Annotated in this window: 13 protein-coding genes; 7 read left to right on the forward strand and 6 right to left on the reverse strand. The window is 65.3% G+C overall.

Going from position 1 to position 15,733, the window contains the following annotated elements; translation table 11 throughout:
• The first annotated feature begins 3 nt into the window (after positions 1-3).
• From AC3RCP_RS00790 to thrS, 5 genes are read left to right on the forward strand one after another with little or no spacing between them, the layout of a single operon-like run.
• Positions 4-888 (forward strand): metal ABC transporter substrate-binding protein, encoded by an 885-nt coding sequence (locus tag AC3RCP_RS00790; RefSeq protein WP_492570532.1) that lies wholly within the window; start codon positions 4-6, stop codon positions 886-888.
• Positions 885-1,322, forward strand: coding sequence for a phosphoribosyl-AMP cyclohydrolase (hisI, locus tag AC3RCP_RS00795; protein WP_007927616.1), 438 nt, complete (start codon positions 885-887; stop codon positions 1,320-1,322). The genes AC3RCP_RS00790 and hisI overlap by 4 nt, the downstream gene beginning before the upstream one ends.
• Positions 1,319-1,879, forward strand: coding sequence for a gamma carbonic anhydrase family protein (locus AC3RCP_RS00800; RefSeq protein ID WP_492570531.1), 561 nt, complete (start codon positions 1,319-1,321; stop codon positions 1,877-1,879). Before hisI ends, AC3RCP_RS00800 begins: the two co-directional genes overlap by 4 nt.
• Positions 1,880-1,881: 2 nt before the next feature.
• Positions 1,882-3,219: a dihydroorotase gene (locus AC3RCP_RS00805; RefSeq protein ID WP_492570530.1), complete on the forward strand. Its 1,338-nt coding sequence runs from the start codon at positions 1,882-1,884 to the stop codon at positions 3,217-3,219.
• Positions 3,220-3,262: 43 nt separating this feature from the next.
• A complete protein-coding gene (thrS, locus tag AC3RCP_RS00810) occupies positions 3,263-5,161 on the forward strand; it encodes a threonine--tRNA ligase (protein WP_492570529.1) in 1,899 nt (632 codons plus the stop codon).
• A gap of 80 nt (positions 5,162-5,241) precedes the next feature.
• Here the strand turns inward: thrS and AC3RCP_RS00815 are convergent, their stop codons facing one another.
• Positions 5,242-5,763, reverse strand: a complete 522-nt coding sequence (locus AC3RCP_RS00815; RefSeq protein WP_007927620.1) for a DUF3617 domain-containing protein — start codon at positions 5,761-5,763, stop codon at positions 5,242-5,244.
• Positions 5,764-5,985: 222 nt separating this feature from the next.
• Here AC3RCP_RS00815 and cls point away from each other — a divergent pair, with 222 nt between their 5' ends.
• Positions 5,986-7,425: a cardiolipin synthase gene (gene cls, locus AC3RCP_RS00820; RefSeq protein WP_101336334.1), complete on the forward strand. Its 1,440-nt coding sequence runs from the start codon at positions 5,986-5,988 to the stop codon at positions 7,423-7,425.
• A 10-nt stretch (positions 7,426-7,435) separates the two neighbouring features.
• On the opposite strand, the gene cfaB is transcribed toward cls, so the two are convergent.
• The 5 genes from cfaB to hflK (AC3RCP_RS00845) form a co-directional block, all read right to left on the reverse strand.
• On the reverse strand, positions 7,436-8,623 hold the full coding sequence (gene cfaB / locus AC3RCP_RS00825) for a C17 cyclopropane fatty acid synthase CfaB (RefSeq protein ID WP_101336335.1): 1,188 nt from the start codon (positions 8,621-8,623) through the stop codon (positions 7,436-7,438).
• Positions 8,624-8,869: 246 nt separating this feature from the next.
• Complete coding sequence (locus AC3RCP_RS00830; RefSeq protein WP_492570528.1) at positions 8,870-10,774, reverse strand: cation-translocating P-type ATPase; 1,905 nt, start codon at positions 10,772-10,774, stop codon at positions 8,870-8,872.
• On the reverse strand, positions 10,771-11,829 hold the full coding sequence (gene hflK / locus AC3RCP_RS00835) for a protease modulator HflK (RefSeq protein ID WP_492570527.1): 1,059 nt from the start codon (positions 11,827-11,829) through the stop codon (positions 10,771-10,773). The genes AC3RCP_RS00830 and hflK (AC3RCP_RS00835) overlap by 4 nt, the downstream gene beginning before the upstream one ends.
• Entirely contained in the window at positions 11,826-12,866 is a 1,041-nt protein-coding gene (gene hflC, locus AC3RCP_RS00840; RefSeq protein WP_492570526.1) for a protease modulator HflC, read from the reverse strand. The genes hflK (AC3RCP_RS00835) and hflC overlap by 4 nt, the downstream gene beginning before the upstream one ends.
• Positions 12,863-14,830, reverse strand: a complete 1,968-nt coding sequence (gene hflK / locus AC3RCP_RS00845; protein ID WP_101336338.1) for a protease modulator HflK — start codon at positions 14,828-14,830, stop codon at positions 12,863-12,865. The genes hflC and hflK (AC3RCP_RS00845) overlap by 4 nt, the downstream gene beginning before the upstream one ends.
• 240 nt (positions 14,831-15,070) lie before the next feature.
• Between hflK (AC3RCP_RS00845) and AC3RCP_RS00850 the strand changes: the two genes are divergently transcribed.
• Entirely contained in the window at positions 15,071-15,724 is a 654-nt protein-coding gene (locus AC3RCP_RS00850) for a CDP-alcohol phosphatidyltransferase family protein (RefSeq protein WP_007927632.1), read from the forward strand.
• Positions 15,725-15,733 lie beyond the last annotated feature (9 nt).

The following is a 15,733-nucleotide window of genomic DNA, read 5'->3' on the forward strand; positions in this document are numbered from 1 at the left end:
CCGATGCGCGCCCTACTCGTGCTCTTCAGTCTGTTGCTGCCGTTGTCGCTGTCGCCCGCCCAGGCCGCGGACAAACTCGCTGTGGTCACCAGCTTCAGCATCCTCGCCGACATCACCCGCCAGGTCGGCGGCGAGCATATCCAGATCACCGACATGGTCGGTCCGGACGCCGACGCCCATACCTACGAACCGACACCGGACGATGCCAAGGCCCTGCTCAAGGCCCGGTTGATCATCAAGAACGGCCTGGGTTTCGAGCCCTGGCTGGATCGCCTGGTGGCCAGTACCGGCACCCGGGCCCCGGTGATCACCGCCAGTCGCGGAGTGATCCCGCGCCCGCTGGATGAGGACGGCGAGACCGTTCCCGACCCGCACGCCTGGCACAACCTGGCGAACGCCGAACTCTATGTGGGCAACATCACCAAGGCGCTGGTGGCCGCCGACCCGGCGAACAAAGCTGATTACGAACGCAACAGCCAGGCCTACCTGAAACGGATCTACGCGCTGCTGGCCGAAGCCAAGGCCAAGTTCGGCGCGCTGCCGCCGGGCAATCGCAAGATCGTCACCTCCCACGACGCCTTCGGTTACCTGGGGCAGGCCTATGGCATCGACTTCATGGCCCCGCAAGGCCTGTCCACCGAACGCGAACCCTCGGCCGCCGAAGTCGCGGCGCTGATCACCCAGATCCGCAACGCCAAGGTCAAGGCGGTGTTCATGGAGAACATCAAGGACGCGCGCCTGCTCAAGCAGATCGCCGACGAAAGCGGCGCCCAGATCGGCGGCACCCTGTACTCCGACGCTCTCGCTGCGCAGGGACCAGCCAGCACCTTCACCGGGTTGTTCGAATACAACCTGAACACCCTGTACGACGCCCTGAGCCAACCATGAACAAGCGCCCACCGCTATCGATGCTCGACCTGGAAAGCGCGCCCCTGGGCAGCCGTTGGCCGCTCACCAGCGTGCTCGATGCCCTGCCATGGAACGCCGACGGCCTGATCGCCGCCATCGCCCAACAGCACGACAGCGGCGAGGTGCTGATGCTGGCCTGGATGAACCGCAAGGCGCTGGCCGAGACCCTGGCCAGCGGGCAGGTCTGCTACTGGTCGCGCTCGCGCCGGCAACTGTGGCGCAAGGGCGAAAGCTCGGGGCATCGCCAGCGTCTGCTCGAAGCGCGCCTGGACTGCGACGGCGACGCCGTCCTGCTGCTGGTGGACCAGCAAGGCCCGGCCTGCCACACCGGGCGCCCCAACTGTTTCTACAACGCCATTCGCGACGGTGCGGTGCAGGTCATCAGCGCGCCGCTACAGGAAACCCCAGCATGATTCGCAAGAACCCCTCCGGCGATCTGCCGGTCATCGCCGAGTCGGCCTATGTCGACAAGACCGCCATCATCTGCGGCAAGGTGGTGATCGGCGAGAACGTATTCGTCGGCCCCTACGCGGTGATCCGTGCCGACGAAGTCAACGAGCAAGGCGCCATGGACCCGATCGTCATCGGCGCCAATTCGAACATCCAGGACGGCGTGGTGATCCACTCCAAATCCGGCGCGGCGGTGACCATCGGCGAGTTCACCTCCATCGCCCACCGCTCGATCGTCCATGGCCCGTGCACGGTCGGCGACCGGGTCTTCATCGGCTTCAACAGCGTGCTGTTCAACTGCGCGGTCGGCGACGGCAGCGTGGTGCGACACAACTCGGTGGTCGATGGCCGCGACCTGCCGCGAGGCTTCTACGTGCCCTCCACCACCCGTATCGGGCCCAATACCGACCTCTCGCAGTTCCCGCCGGTCAGCGTCAGCGCCTCGGAGTTTTCCGAAGACGTGGCGCGCACCAACGTCGATCTGGTGCGCGGTTACAAAGCCCTGCAGAACGAGTTCTGAACATGAACAGCGTGCTGATTCGCAACGCCCGACTGGTCAATGAAGGACGCGAGTTCGACGCCGACCTGCTGGTGGACCATGGGCGCATCGTCAAGATCGCCAGCAGCATCGAAGGCGAGAATGCCCGCACCGAGATCGACGCCCAGGGCCAGTGGCTGCTGCCGGGCATGATCGACGACCAGGTGCATTTCCGCGATCCCGGCGCGCCGGAGAAAGGCAGCTTCCACAGCGAGTCGCGGGCGGCCGTGGCGGGTGGCATCACCAGTTTCATGGACATGCCCAACACCCAGCCCGCGACCCTGACCCTGGCCGCGCTGGAGGACAAGAAGCGCCGAGCGGCGATCCACTCGGTGGCCAACTATGGCTTTCACTTCGGCGTCAGCCGCGACAACCTCGACACGGTCGCCGCCCTCGATCCGTGTCGGGTGGCCGGGGTCAAAGTGTTCATGGGCGCCTCCACCGGCAACATGCTGGTGGACGATCCGCAGGTCCTTGAGCGGTTGTTCGCCGAGGTGCCGACCATTCTCCTGGCGCACTGCGAACACACGCCCAGCATCCAGGCCAACGAGCGGCGCATGCAGGAGCGTTTCGGCGAAGCGATGCCCGCCGTGGCCCACTCCCTGATCCGCGATGCCGAAGCCTGCTATCGCTCCTCGTCGCTGGCCGTGGATCTGGCCAGGCGTCACGGCACTCGCCTGCATGTCTTGCACCTGACCACTGCCCGCGAACTGGAACTGTTCGAAGACCAGCCCCTGGCGCAAAAGCGCATCACCGCCGAAGTCTGCCTGCACCACCTGCTGTTCGACGACCGTGATTACGCGCGCCTCAGGCACCTGATCAAATGCAACCCGGCGATCAAGACCCGCGCCGACCGCGACGCCCTGCGCCAGGCCTTGCTCGGCAACCGCCTGGATGTGATCGGCAGCGATCACGCGCCGCACACCTGGGCACAGAAACAGCTGCCCTACCGCCAGGCGCCTTCCGGGCTGCCGCTGGTGCAACACGCCCTGCCCGCCCTGCTGGAACTGGTGGCCGATGGCGTGCTGCCCATCACCACCCTGGTGGAGAAAACCAGCCACCGGGTCGCCGACCTGTTCGCCATTCCCGATCGCGGCTACCTGCGCGAAGGCTACTGGGCCGACCTGGTATTGATCAGGCCCGAGCCCGAGGGCCTCGCCGTGGCCCAGCAACCGATCCTCGCCCAGTGCGGCTGGACGCCCTTCGCCGAACAGCGTTTCCGCCATAGCGTCGACACCACTCTGGTATCGGGGCAGTTGGCCTGGCACGCCGGGCGCCTGTACGACAACTGCCAGGGCCTGCCGCTGCGTTTTACCCGCTGATCCCTTCCCTGAACCCCTCCCCTGGAACACCAAGGAACACCCGATGATTCACATCACCCTGCCCGACGGCTCACAACGTGAGTACGACCAGCCGCTTTCCGTGTACGAGGTGGCCGCGAGCATCGGCCTCGGCCTGGCCAGGGCGGCGGTCGCCGGCCGGGTGAACGATCGACTGGTGGATTGCTCTTTTATGCTCGAGGGCGATGCCCGGGTCAGCATCGTCACCACCCGCGAGCCCGAGGGCCTGGAGATCCTGCGTCACTCCTGCGCGCATCTGCTGGCCATGGCGGTGAAGGAGTTGTACCCCTCGGCCCAGGTCACCATCGGCCCGGTGATCGAGGACGGCTTCTTTTACGACTTCGCCTATGAACGGCCCTTTACCCCCGACGACCTGCAGCGCATCGAAGCGCGCATGACCCGCCTGGCCGCGACCAACCACGCGGTACGCCGGCGCGAGCTGAGCCGTGACGACGCCCAGGAATACTTCGCCAACCTGGGCGAGCACTACAAGGCCGAGCTGATCCGCGACATCCCGCAGGACCAGGTGCTGTCGCTGTACCGCCAGGGCGATTTCGAAGACCTGTGCCGTGGCCCCCACGTGCCGTTCACCGGCATCCTCCAGGCGTTCAAGCTGACCAAGGTCGCCGGCGCCTACTGGCGCGGCGACGCCAGGAACGCCCCGCTGCAACGGATCTACGGCACCTGCTGGGCCACCCAGAAAGACCTCAAGGACTACCTGACCCGCCTGGAAGAAGCCGGCAAGCGCGACCACCGCAAGCTCGGACAGCAACTGGACCTGTTCCACTTCGACGACTGCGCGCCGGGTTCGGTGTTCTGGCATGCCAAGGGCTGGACCCTGTTCCAGCAACTGATCGGCTACATGCGCCGGCGCCAGGACCAGGCCGGCTATCAGGAAGTGAACACCCCGGATGTGATGGACCGCGGCCTCTGGGAAACCTCCGGGCACTGGCAGAACTACCGCGACCATATGTTCAGCACCACCACCGAAGACCAGCGGGTGTTCGCCCTCAAGCCGATGAACTGCCCCGGCGCGGTGTCGATCTTCAGCCGTGGCCTGAAAAGCTACCGCGACCTGCCGCTGCGCATCGCCGAGTTCGGCAAGGTGCATCGCTACGAACCCTCCGGCGCGTTGCACGGGTTGCTACGGGTGCGCCACTTCACCCAGGACGACGCGCACATCTTCTGCACCCCGGCGCAGATGCAGGCGGAATGCGCGAGCACCATCGCCCTGGTGTTCGACATCTATCGCGACTTCGGCTTCCACGACGTCGCGGTCAAGCTCTCCACCCGGCCGGCCCATCGCATCGGCAGCGACGCGCTGTGGGACCAGCTGGAAGGCGCCTTGTCCGGCGCCCTGGAAACGATGGCGATCGACTACCGGATCAACCCCGGCGAAGGCGCGTTCTACGGCCCGAAACTGGAGTTCGTGCTGCGCGACGCCATCGGTCGTGACTGGCAATGCGGCACCCTGCAGGTCGATCTCAACCTGCCGGAACGTTTCGATATCAGCTACATCGACGAGCACGGCGAACGCCAGCGCCCGGTGATGCTGCATCGCGCGCTGTTCGGTTCCCTGGAGCGTTTTATCGGCATCCTCATCGAGCATTACAGCGGCGCCCTGCCCTGCTGGCTGGCGCCGCGGCAGGCGGTGGTGATCAACATCAGCGAAGGTCAGGCGGACTATGCCCGGTCGGTGGCCGACAGCCTGTCACGCCAGGGCCTGCGAGCCAGCGCCGACCTGCGCAACGAGAAGATCAGCTACAAGATCCGCGAGCACAGCCTGCAAAAGGTGCCGTACCTGCTGGTGGTGGGCGACAAGGAAAAGGACGGGGGATTTGTCAGCTTGCGCAGCCGCAATGGCGAGGACCTGGGGCGGTGGGCGGTGAGCGAGGTGGTGGAGCGCTTGCGGATAGAGTTGTAGCGACAGACGCCATCGCGAGCAAGCTCGCTCCTACAGGTTTAATACGATCCCCTGTAGGAGCGAGCTTGCTCGCGATGCTCTTAGGCCCTTGGCTTGACCGTCCCGCAATCCTGCCCCAGCCACACCGCACGGGTGTCCATGCTGCCCTTCTGCTGGAAGCCGGTGGCATTGAAGGTACCGATGACGTTGGTGGTGAACTCACGATCGCTGAGGAATTTCGCCACGCCCGAGCCCTGGGCTTTCGGGCAGCTGAAGCGGAATTTCCACTGGTTGGAGGTGCGGTCGGTAACCTCCTGGCGGCAACCCGATTGCGGGTCCTGCAGCGGGATGGTGTCAGACTTCACCTGCTCCGGCGTCAGGCACACGCGGATGCCCTTGCCGCCCATGGTCACGCCCTGCTTCTCCAACTGCGCCCGTTGCTCGGGCGTCAGCTGTTGTTGCAACTGACCGAGAATCAACGACAGGTCCGGCAGGCTCTGGTCATCGACTTTCATGTTGCTGGTGGTCAGTTCCCACAGGCCCGGTTGCAGCATCTGGGCCTGCGCGGCCAGCGGAAGCGAGACAACGGCGGCCATGGCCAAACCCAGTAGACGAAGCTTCATCGAATGACTCCTAGACAGTAGTGGCCGTTAGACGCCAAAAATGCAGCGGCGTTGCATGGCGAATTAATTAGCGACAATCATGCTCGAACATGGTCTGTTAGGGTCTGCAACGAAGAGTTGGCGAGCAAGGTCGCGCCTGTTTGCACGTAGCGCCGAAGGCGCCCGGCACGCCGCTTTTCATACGGACCCCAGCATTGAATCTTCAGGAGCAAGGCTGTCCCCATGGATTATTTTGGCCCACATATTTTTGGCTATCTAATTGCCACCCTGCACTTTCTCGGCCTGATCGCCGCCATCCACGCCGTGCTGACCGTCAGGACCGCCCAAGGCTCCATCGCCTGGGCCCTGTCGCTGTTGTTCATGCCGTACCTGACCCTTATCCCTTATCTGGTGTTCGGCCGCAGCACCTTCGATGCTTATATCAAGGCCCGGCGCCAGGCCAACCTGGAGATGCGCAAGGCGATCAACGAGCTGAACTGGCGCCCCTGGATCGAGGAGGCCCTGAGCGCCCGCGCTTCCGCCGCCTACACCTCGCTGCGGGCCATGCCCAAGCTGGGCCGCATGCCCTGCCTGGCCAGCAACCATGTACAACTGCTGGTCAACGGCGATGCCACCTTCGCCGCGATTTTCCAGGCCATCGAACGTGCCCGCACGGCGGTGCTGATCCAGTTCTTCATCATCCACGACGACGACCTTGGCCGACGCCTGCAAGCGCTGCTGCTGAAAAAGGCTGGCGAAGGCGTGGCGATCCACCTGCTCTACGACCGCATCGGCAGCCATTCCCTGCCCCACGCCTATGTGCAGTCACTGCGCGATGCCGGCATCCAGGTGCATGCCTTCGCCACCCGCAGCGGCTGGCTCAACCGCTTCCAGATCAACTTTCGCAATCACCGCAAGATAGTGGTGGTGGATGGCCTGCTGGGGTTTGTCGGCGGGCATAACGTGGGCGACGAATACCTGGGGAAAAAACCGCCGTTGGCGCCTTGGCGCGATACCCATGTTTCGGTCAGCGGTCCGGTGGTGGCCTGCCTGCAGGAATCCTTCGCCGAAGACTGGTTCTGGGCCTCGCGGCAATTGCCGCCGTTGATCCTGCCGGACACCTACCCCGATGACGGCGTGCTGTGCCAGGTGCTGGCCAGCGGCCCGGCGGACCCTTATGAAACCTGCTCGCTGTTCTTCGTCGAAGCCATCCACGCGGCGACCGAACGGGTGTGGATCACCAGCCCCTATTTCGTTCCCGACGAGGCCGTGTTCGCCGCCTTGCGCCTGGCTGCCCTGCGCGGGGTGGATGTGCGAATCCTCCTGCCGTCGCGCGCGGACCACCGGATCGTCTACGCGGCGTCCAGCCTGTACGCCTTCGAAGCCGTACGCGCCGGGGTGCGGGTGTTCCGTTATCAGCCGGGTTTCCTGCACCAGAAAGTGGTGCTGATCGACAGCGAAATCAGCGCGATCGGCAGCGCCAACCTGGACAACCGCTCGTTCCGCCTGAATTTCGAGGTGATGTTGCTGACCGTGGACGAAGCCTTCGCCAGGGAGGTGGAACATATGCTCAACCTCGACTTCGAGCGTTCCCGCGAAATCGCCAAAGAAGAAAGCCGGGAAACCCACCGCCTGCAACAGCTTGGCATGCGGGTCGCCCGGCTTATTTCACCGATCCTCTAGCGTCGGCGCTTCACGAGTAATACAGGTCGTCGCGGGTCCAAGGCAGCTCATGACTGCCATCGGCGTGAGCCTTGACCGCGAGAATCTGGTGCAGGTTGATCCAGCCGCGGGCGAAGGCGTAGGCACAGCCGGCCAGGTACAGGCGCCAGATGCGCAAGACCTGTTCCGGCACCAGCCGGGAGGCGGCTTCCAGGTTGTCTTCCAGACGCTCGCTCCAGTGGTCCAGGGTGCGGGCGTAATGCAGGCGCAGGCTTTCCACGTCGACGATCTCCAGCCCGGCTTCGCTGATCTCGGCCGAGATCATCGCCAGGTGCGGCAGCTCGCCATTGGGGAACACATACTTCTCGATAAAGTCGCCGGCTCCACGGCCCACGGGACGTCCATCAGTGTGCTTGGCAGTGATTCCGTGGTTCATCACCAGGCCGCCCTCGCGCACCGCGCCGAACAGTGTCTTGCAGTACTGCGCCAGGTTGGCGTGGCCCACGTGCTCGAACATGCCGACGCTCACCACCTTGTCGAAGCGGCCGTCCTGGGGCAGGTCGCGGTAGTCCAGCAGTTGCAGTTCCACCAGGTCCTGCAAGCCTTCGGCGATCACCCGCTCCCTGGCCAGCGCCAGCTGTTCCTTGCTCAGGGTGATACCGAAGACCTTGGCCCCGAATTCTCGCGCCGCGTACCGCGCCAGCCCGCCCCAGCCGCAACCGACATCCAGCAGATATTCACCAGGCTGCAAGCGCAGCTTGCGGCACAGGTGGCGAAATTTGGCCTGTTGGGCCTGTTCCAGGCTCTCACTGCCGGTCTCGAAATAGGCGCAGGAATAGGCCATGTCGCTGTCGAGCCACAGCTGGTAGAAGTCGTTGGAAAGGTCGTAGTGGTAGGAGATGGCGGCCGCATCGGTGGCCTTGTCGTGCAGGGAACGTACTGGCAGCACTTCTTCCTCGCCGTCCAGCAGCGCTTGGCTCAGCTCGTCGCAAACCCGGATGACTTCGCTGATAGAGCCTTCCAGCTCAAGTTTGCCCTCGACGAACGCCGCTCCCAGCGAGTTGAGAGTGGGATGGGCGAGCTGGGTGACCAGTTGCGGGTCCTTGACCACAATAGTGACGCTGGGCGCCGGCCCCAGATTGAACTCATGGCCGTCCCAGAGTCGCAGGCGTAGCGGTAGTTGCAGATTCTGTAAGGCCGGTGGAAGTTGCGCGAGCATGGATTATCCCCCTTGTTTCAGACGTCTGAGTGAGGTTAGACCATACTGAAAAATTAGCAGGCTATCGATCTGATAGCTGAAATTCATCAGTGCCGGCAGTGCAACAATCCCTGCTGAACAGCCAGCCGACCGTCCCGGAAGCTGGGCCCTCTTCACAGATGACCGCCAGACGGGCGCACAGTTCGACCTGGTTTAATTCTAGCTCCAGACGCTCAAACCCGCGCTTTTCCGCCCCGGCCCACACCCCTACAACTTGAGCAATGGCTCCTGGAAACGCAGCAAGCGCCCGGCATTGCCCAGCACCAGCAAGGTGCTGAGGTTATGCAGCACCGCCGCGATCATCGCCCCCGCCGCGCCGAGCCAGCCGAACGCGGCAAAGGCGACGATGGCCAGGGTCCAGCCCAGGCCGATGATCACATTGACCTGCAGGGTCTGGCGGCACTGGCGACTCAGGCGCACACAGGTACCGAGACGCCGCAGGTCGCTGCCGATCAGCACGATATCGGCCGACGCCAGGGCAATGTCCGCCCCACCCGCGCCCATGGCCACACCGACCACGCCAGCCTTGAGCGCCAGGGAATCGTTGATCCCGTCGCCCACCACCATCGGCCGGAAACCGCTGTCGATTTCCCCCAGCACGCGCTTGAGCTTGTCTTCTGGTAGCGCCTGGGCTTCGACATCGCCGATGCCGACATCCCGCGCCAGGCTGTCGGCCACGCTCTGGCGGTCGCCGGTCAGCAACAACTGGCGGCCCAGCCCCAGTTCTCGCAGCTCGTCGAGGGCAAACCGCGCTTCCGGCTTGACGCTGTCGGCCAGCAACAGCCAGGCGAGAAATTCGCCGTTCAGCGCCAGCCCGGCAATCGGTCCGTCATGTTCGGGCACTGCCGTGGTGGCGATGCCGAGCTGGCCGAACAACTCGGGACGCCCCAGGGCGGCCTCGCCCTGTTCGGTCTGCGCCACCACTCCCAGCCCCTGGCGCTCGCGAATATCCGACAGCACCAGGAAATGCTCCTGGGCCACCAGGCCAGCCAGCGCGCGGCTGACCGGGTGGCTGCTGGCCGAACCGAGGCTGGCCGCCAGGTTCAGCAAGGCCTGGCGATCTTCCTGCGGGCTGTCGATCGATTGCAGGCGCAAGGTGCCAAAGGTCAGGGTGCCGGTCTTGTCCACCACCAGCGAGGTCAGGTCCGCGAGCTCCTCGAGGAACGCCGAACTGCGAATCAGGATGCCGTGCCGCGCCGCCACGGCGATCCCGGCAATCGCCGTGGCCGGCGCGGACAGCACCAGGGCACAGGGGCAGGCCGCCACCAGCACCGCGAGCATCGCCTGGGCATCGTGGGTGATGAACCAGGTCACCGCCGCCAGCAGCAACACCAGCACCATGTAGCTGCCGGCGTAACGTTCGAGCAAACGGGTGATCGGCGGCTTGGAACGCTCGGCGCTTTGCATCAGCGCGATGACCTTGCCCAGGGTCGATTCGTGGCCGGTGCGGGTCACTTCCAGGCGCAACAGGCCGTCGAGGTTGATCGCCCCGCCGAACACCTGCATGCCGACATCGGCCTCCAGCGGCACCGACTCGCCAGTGATCGGTGCGGTGTCGAGGCTGGCCTGTCCGGAGAGCACCAAACCATCGGCGGGCACCCGGTCGCCGGCGCGCACTTCGACGACATCGCCGGCCTTGAGCGTGGCGTTGTCCACCTCGCCAATGCTGCCATCGGCCTGCACCAGGCGCGCATGGCTGCGGGTCAAGCGGCCCAGGGCATGAATGGCTTCCTGGGAGCCGATCACGCTGCGCTCTTCCAGCACGTGGCCGAAGATCATGATGATCGGCAACAGCGCCGCGGTCAGCAGGTCGCCGGTGGCCCAGGCGCCGAGCATGGCCAGGGCGATCAACTGGTCGGTGATGCCATGCAGGCTCGGGTAGCGCAGGCTGTACCAGGCCGAACGCATCACCGGCAGCGCCACCAGCAACGAAGCGAACCCCAGCAGCAACTGGCTGACGCCGGTCTGCTCCGGGGCCAGCCAGCGCCAGACCAGGCCCAGGCCGAGCAGCCCCAACGCGAGCATGGCCAGGGTCAGCTGACGCGCGGCGCTACGTTGTTCGGCAGAGGTGAGCATGCTCGCCGGTGCGGCGGCATGGGTGTGAACAGTCATGGTTGGGCTCCCTGAATGATCAGGCGGGAATCGTCTTTGGGATTGACCGTGGTCACCGAGCCGGCCTGCCCAAGGATCTTCGGCAAGCGCTCACGGTAGATACGCAAGAGCATTTCCGGGTCGGTGCCGCTGCGTTGCGCCTGGGCCAGGCTCTGGATGGTCGCGGTATCGGCCTGGGCCTTGGCCAGGCGCTCACCGGCCTGGGCGTGCGCCACCTGCAAGGTGCGGTCGGCCTGTTCGTTGGCGGTTTGCGTGAGTTTTTCGGCTTCGGTGCGGGCGTTGGCCACCGCCTTGTCGGCCTGCTGGCTGGCAGTCAGTACCGCATTGAAGGCGCTGACCGCGGGCCCCGGCAAACTGGACTGGACGTCGACCCGGGTCACTTCGATACCGATCCCCTGCCCGGTCGCCGCCAGATCCGCCAGCCGCTGATTGATGCCTTGCACCAGATCACCGCGCAGCCGTTCGCGACGCTCGGCGGCCTGGTTGTCGGCCCCGATCAGTTCCGGACGCGCCACCAGAATGGTGTCCAGATCGCGGGCGGCGGTCAGGGCCAGGGCACTGCGGGTCACCAGTCGATCCAGCGCCGGCAACACATGCTCGCCCTGCAATACAAAGGCATAAGGCTCGGTGACCTTGTAGAACACCCGCACATCCAGCTGCACCACCCCGGCGTCGCCGGTCAGCAGATAACCGGAACCGGCCAGGGCATCGCTCAGGGGCACGGCGAAACTGGCCACCTTGTCACCCTTTAAGGCCGCATCGGAACGCAGCAGGCTTTCCACCCGGCGTTCGATCACCCGATCTGCGGCGGGCAACAGCACCACCTGTTCGAACGGCTGCGGCCAGGCCAGTAACAAGCCGGCGTTCTGGATGCGATCCAGGGCACCGAAATGCAGGACCACCGCGCGATTTTGCGGATCGATCTGCCGCACATTGGAAAACGCCCAGGCCAGGGCTGCCAGCACAGTCACCGCATACAGGGCGAGAAACGCCAGACGACCGGCCTGAATCCATGGGCTGCCAAGTTCATGTGTTCCACGTGGAACCAAACTCATGGTTGCGACCCGGCGGCTTTATTGCCGAGTGTCGGCGGCCCGTCCACCAGCACCCGGAACGGCGCGGCGTCGGTGCGCAGAATCAGCTTGGTGCCTGGGGTCACCACAGTGCCCAAGGTGTCCAGCGAACGCAGCAGGTTGTACAGCTGCGGCGAACCGGCGTAGGCGCGACCGTAGATCTCCGCCGCCTGCACCCGCGATTGCGCTTCGATGTCCGCGGCTTTCACCGTGGCATCAGCCTGAACGATGCGCGCATCGCGCTCGGCGGCGGAACGGATTTGCGCCGCTTCGCGCTTGCCGATGGCCGTGCGTTCGGTGGCGATGGTTTCACGCTCGGCGCGCATGCGGTCGACGGTGGCGGTCAGGGTCACCGAGGGCAGGGTCAGGCGCTCGACACCGACTTGCAGCACCCGCACGCCGTAAGTGCTCAGCAACTGTTGCTCGATCTGTTTACGCAACTGGGCTTCGAAGTCGGCGATGCGCACCTTGCTGGCATCGGTGTTCACCAGATTGGCCAGGTCAAAACTGCTGGCGGTGGTTTCCAGGGCCGAGCCGACAAAGGTGCGGATCTGCCGCGCCGCTTCATCCGGCTGGTTCTGCACCGCGCGCATAAAGCGTTTCACGTTGTCCGCATCGCCCTGCACCTGCCACGCCACATAGGCCTGGACGATGATGCGCAAACCGTCGCGGGTGCCGACATCCTGCAAACCGCTGGAGGTGGTGCGCAGGCGCAGGTCCACCGGGATCGCCGCCTCGAATGGTGCCGGCCAGCGCCAGCCGAGGCCCGGCTCCAGCAGCACCCGCGCCGGGTTGCCGAAACGGGTAATCACCGTGGCTTCGCCGGAGCGCACTTGCACCAGGCTTGCCGCGGCGACGGCGAACAACACCAGCAACAGCGCCCAGGCCATGCGCCGCCAGGGAAAGGGCCCCGCCTCTTCCGGCGCGCCGTGGTGGTGATGATGGTGTCCGTGATGGCCGCCGTGGCCGTGATCGTGGCCGGCGTGATCCTGATGATCGTGGGAATGGGACTGGCTCAATGGACGGCTCCTGGCTGAGCGGTGTTACCCGGTACCGAAGGCTCGGTCGGCAAAGTGAATGTACGCAGGTCGAGGGTCGGTGCGTTGGCGCCGCCCAGGCGATGATCGAGCACCAGCAACTTGGCGTTGCGCAGGCCCTGGCTCAGCTGGCTCAAATACTGCTCCAGCACGAATGCCTGGCCGGCGCTGGCATAGGCCTTTTGCTCGGCGCTGAACCGCAGGTCGGCCGCTTGCGCCGTGGCCTGCACTTCATGGGCCGTGGCCTGGGCCTGATCGCGGGCGATGCTGGCCTGCAACTGTGCCTGGTTGGTCTGCTCGCTGGCCGCGCCGCGCTCGCGGGAGATCAGCGCCTGGGCGCCGATCTGCGCGGCCTGGACGCCGTGATAAGCATTGGCCGCGCCGGCCGGCGGGTGAATGGCCTCGACCACGGTGGCGAGGATCTCCACCCCGCTGTCGAGTTTCTCCAGGTCGGCCTGCACCGCGCGGCCGATATCCTCGGCCAGGTTGGTACGGTCTTCGCCCAGCAGGCCGTCGAGGGTACGCGAGGCGAAGTCGTGGACCAGGATGCGGCTGGCGGTGCTGCGGATCAGCATCGGAATATCGGCGCTGTTGTAAGTCGCCGCCAGCGCCGCCTGATCGCTCAGGCCGATGCGATAGACGAAGCGCACGTCCATGTTGACGATCTGGAAGCTCTGCTTGTCGGCGGCGCCGCTGGCAATCACCTGGGACTTGTCGTTGACATGGCTGGCATCCCACAAGCGGTTGGCTACCAGTGGGGGCGGCCCTTCGGCGGAGGCCGGTTCGATCACGCCGGGCGCTTCGCCGACGCTGGTGGCCAGTTCGTGCACCACGCCGTTCTCGACACTCAGCACCCGGCCCAGCGGCCACGGCAGGCCCGCATGCAAACCCGGGCCAAAGACCGCCACCGGCTTGCCGAAACGCTCATAAATGCCCCGCCCCTGCAACGGCACTTCATGCAGGCCGGTGAGCAGCCAGCCCACCCCGAGCACCACCAGCAGCACCGGCAGGAACGCGCGGCGCATATAAGTGAAGGCCCAGATCTGCCGCAGGTCGATGCCGAAACGGTTGTGCAATTCGTGCTGCAAGGCCAGCAAGGGTTGCGGCGGCCAGCGCAGCAGATCGGCTACCACGCTGTGGGCCAGCATGCGCGGCTCCAGTTGCGCGCGACGCGGGCTGAATAACGACAAGACCGCGCGCAGCAGGAACTCCAGGGCCACCAGCGCCGGCAACACGCCGAGCAGCACGCCCAGGCGCACGGGCCAGAGCGCCGTGTCGCTGCTGAACAACAGGCACAGCGCCGCCAGCACCAGGCTGATGATCGCCACTCGCGCCAGCTGCGCCAGCGCCGCGGCTTCCGGCCATTCGCCGGGGTGTTCCTGGCTCAGCTGGCGCTCGAACACCAGCAAGCCGAAGGCCAGCAACAGCGCCAGCACCGCGCCGACATTGCCCGCCAGGCCCAGGGTCGCGGCGGGCAGGCCGAGGTTCCACGCCTGCTCGATCACCAACAGCACCAGCAAGGCCCAACCGCCCAGCCACAAGGTCGGCGCGCCGATCTGCGCCAACAAACTGGACCAACGCCGGCTGATGCCCTCCAGCAGCCGCTCGTACCAGCCGTCGTCGGGTAGCGGTTCATCCGCAACCGGCTCCGGGCTCGGCGCCACCTCCGGCGCCCGCAACGCACCCGCGCGCCAGGCACTGACCCAGCCCGCCGCCTGCAGGCCGCCGACCAGCACCAGCAAGGCCGCGGCCAGATTGACCAGCAACGCCGGCCATAAGGATTGCGGGGCAAACAGGCCGACGAAAAACGCCAACACCAGCCCCACCCCGGCCAGCCCCGCCAGCCCGATGCCCCAACGCTTCAGACGGCGTTCGTGAAAGGCCGCCCGCTGAAACCTCGGCAAGGCTTCGACCCCCGCCTCTTCAGTCTCAAGATCGACTTGCATAGCACCCCAACGCTGGTCGTTAACCCATTCCGGCCTGTGGATAACTCTCCGGCAGGCCGCTGTATTTGTCACAAATCGTTACGATATAACGATAGTAGTGAAATTTTCGTCCCTTACCTATGCCTTTATTTGCCGTGGGCGCGTCACAAACCCAGGGAAAACCGCTGCTGTGCTGATGCCAGCCCGCGAGATCTGTGGCCATAATCCGTGGCCCACTTTGTGACAAGGAAACGTCCAGCCATGCTCTCCATCTACCAGCTCAAACCGCGCTTCCAGAACCTGTTGCGGCCATGGGTCCAGCGCCTGTACGAGAACGGCACCACGGCCAACCAGATCACGGTGCTGGCGGGAGTGATTTCGGTACTGGTGGGCGCCCTGATCGCCAGCTTCGCCAGCCACCTCTGGCTGTTCATCCTGATCCCGCTGTGGATGATCCTGCGCATGGCGCTGAACGCCATCGACGGCATGCTGGCCCGGGAATTCGGCCAGCAATCGCGCCTGGGCGCCTACCTCAACGAATTGTGCGACGTGATTGCCGACAGCGCGCTGATCCTGCCTTTCGCGCTGATTGCCGGCGTCAGCCTGCCGCTGGTCCTGCTCGTCACGCTGCTGGCGCTGTTCAGCGAATACGCCGGCGTGCTGGGGCCGATGATCGGCGCCTCGCGCCGCTACGACGGGCCCATGGGCAAGAGCGACCGGGCGTTCGTGCTCGGCGTGCTGGCCACCGGCATCGCCCTGGGCTGGCTGAGCGCCGCCTGGATCAACGGCGTGCTGGCGCTGGTCGCCGCGTTGTTGGTCTACACCTTGATCAACCGGGTTCGCCAAGGCCTGCTCGACGTACAACTGCAAGACACCCAACGACAAGAAGTGCAGCAAAACGCCCCCTCGGAATAAGGAAGTTGC

The sequence above is a fragment of the Pseudomonas sp. GW822-FHT05A08 genome (assembly GCF_058800485.1).

Excerpts from the sequence above, each read along its gene's own strand:
- AC3RCP_RS00805 (WP_492570530.1), top strand. The coding sequence starts at position 1,882 with ATGAACAGCGTGCTGATTCGCAACGCCCGACTGGTCAATGAAGGACGC.
- thrS (WP_492570529.1), top strand. The coding sequence starts at position 3,263 with ATGATTCACATCACCCTGCCCGACGGCTCACAACGTGAGTACGACCAG.
- AC3RCP_RS00815 (WP_007927620.1), bottom strand. The coding sequence starts at position 5,763 with ATGAAGCTTCGTCTACTGGGTTTGGCCATGGCCGCCGTTGTCTCGCTT.
- AC3RCP_RS00790 (WP_492570532.1), top strand. The coding sequence starts at position 4 with ATGCGCGCCCTACTCGTGCTCTTCAGTCTGTTGCTGCCGTTGTCGCTG.
- cls (WP_101336334.1), top strand. The coding sequence starts at position 5,986 with ATGGATTATTTTGGCCCACATATTTTTGGCTATCTAATTGCCACCCTG.
- AC3RCP_RS00800 (WP_492570531.1), top strand. The coding sequence starts at position 1,319 with ATGATTCGCAAGAACCCCTCCGGCGATCTGCCGGTCATCGCCGAGTCG.
- hflK (WP_492570527.1), bottom strand. The coding sequence starts at position 11,829 with ATGAGTTTGGTTCCACGTGGAACACATGAACTTGGCAGCCCATGGATT.
- cfaB (WP_101336335.1), bottom strand. The coding sequence starts at position 8,623 with ATGCTCGCGCAACTTCCACCGGCCTTACAGAATCTGCAACTACCGCTA.
- AC3RCP_RS00850 (WP_007927632.1), top strand. The coding sequence starts at position 15,071 with ATGCTCTCCATCTACCAGCTCAAACCGCGCTTCCAGAACCTGTTGCGG.
- hisI (WP_007927616.1), top strand. The coding sequence starts at position 885 with ATGAACAAGCGCCCACCGCTATCGATGCTCGACCTGGAAAGCGCGCCC.
- hflK (WP_101336338.1), bottom strand. The coding sequence starts at position 14,830 with ATGCAAGTCGATCTTGAGACTGAAGAGGCGGGGGTCGAAGCCTTGCCG.
- AC3RCP_RS00830 (WP_492570528.1), bottom strand. The coding sequence starts at position 10,774 with ATGACTGTTCACACCCATGCCGCCGCACCGGCGAGCATGCTCACCTCT.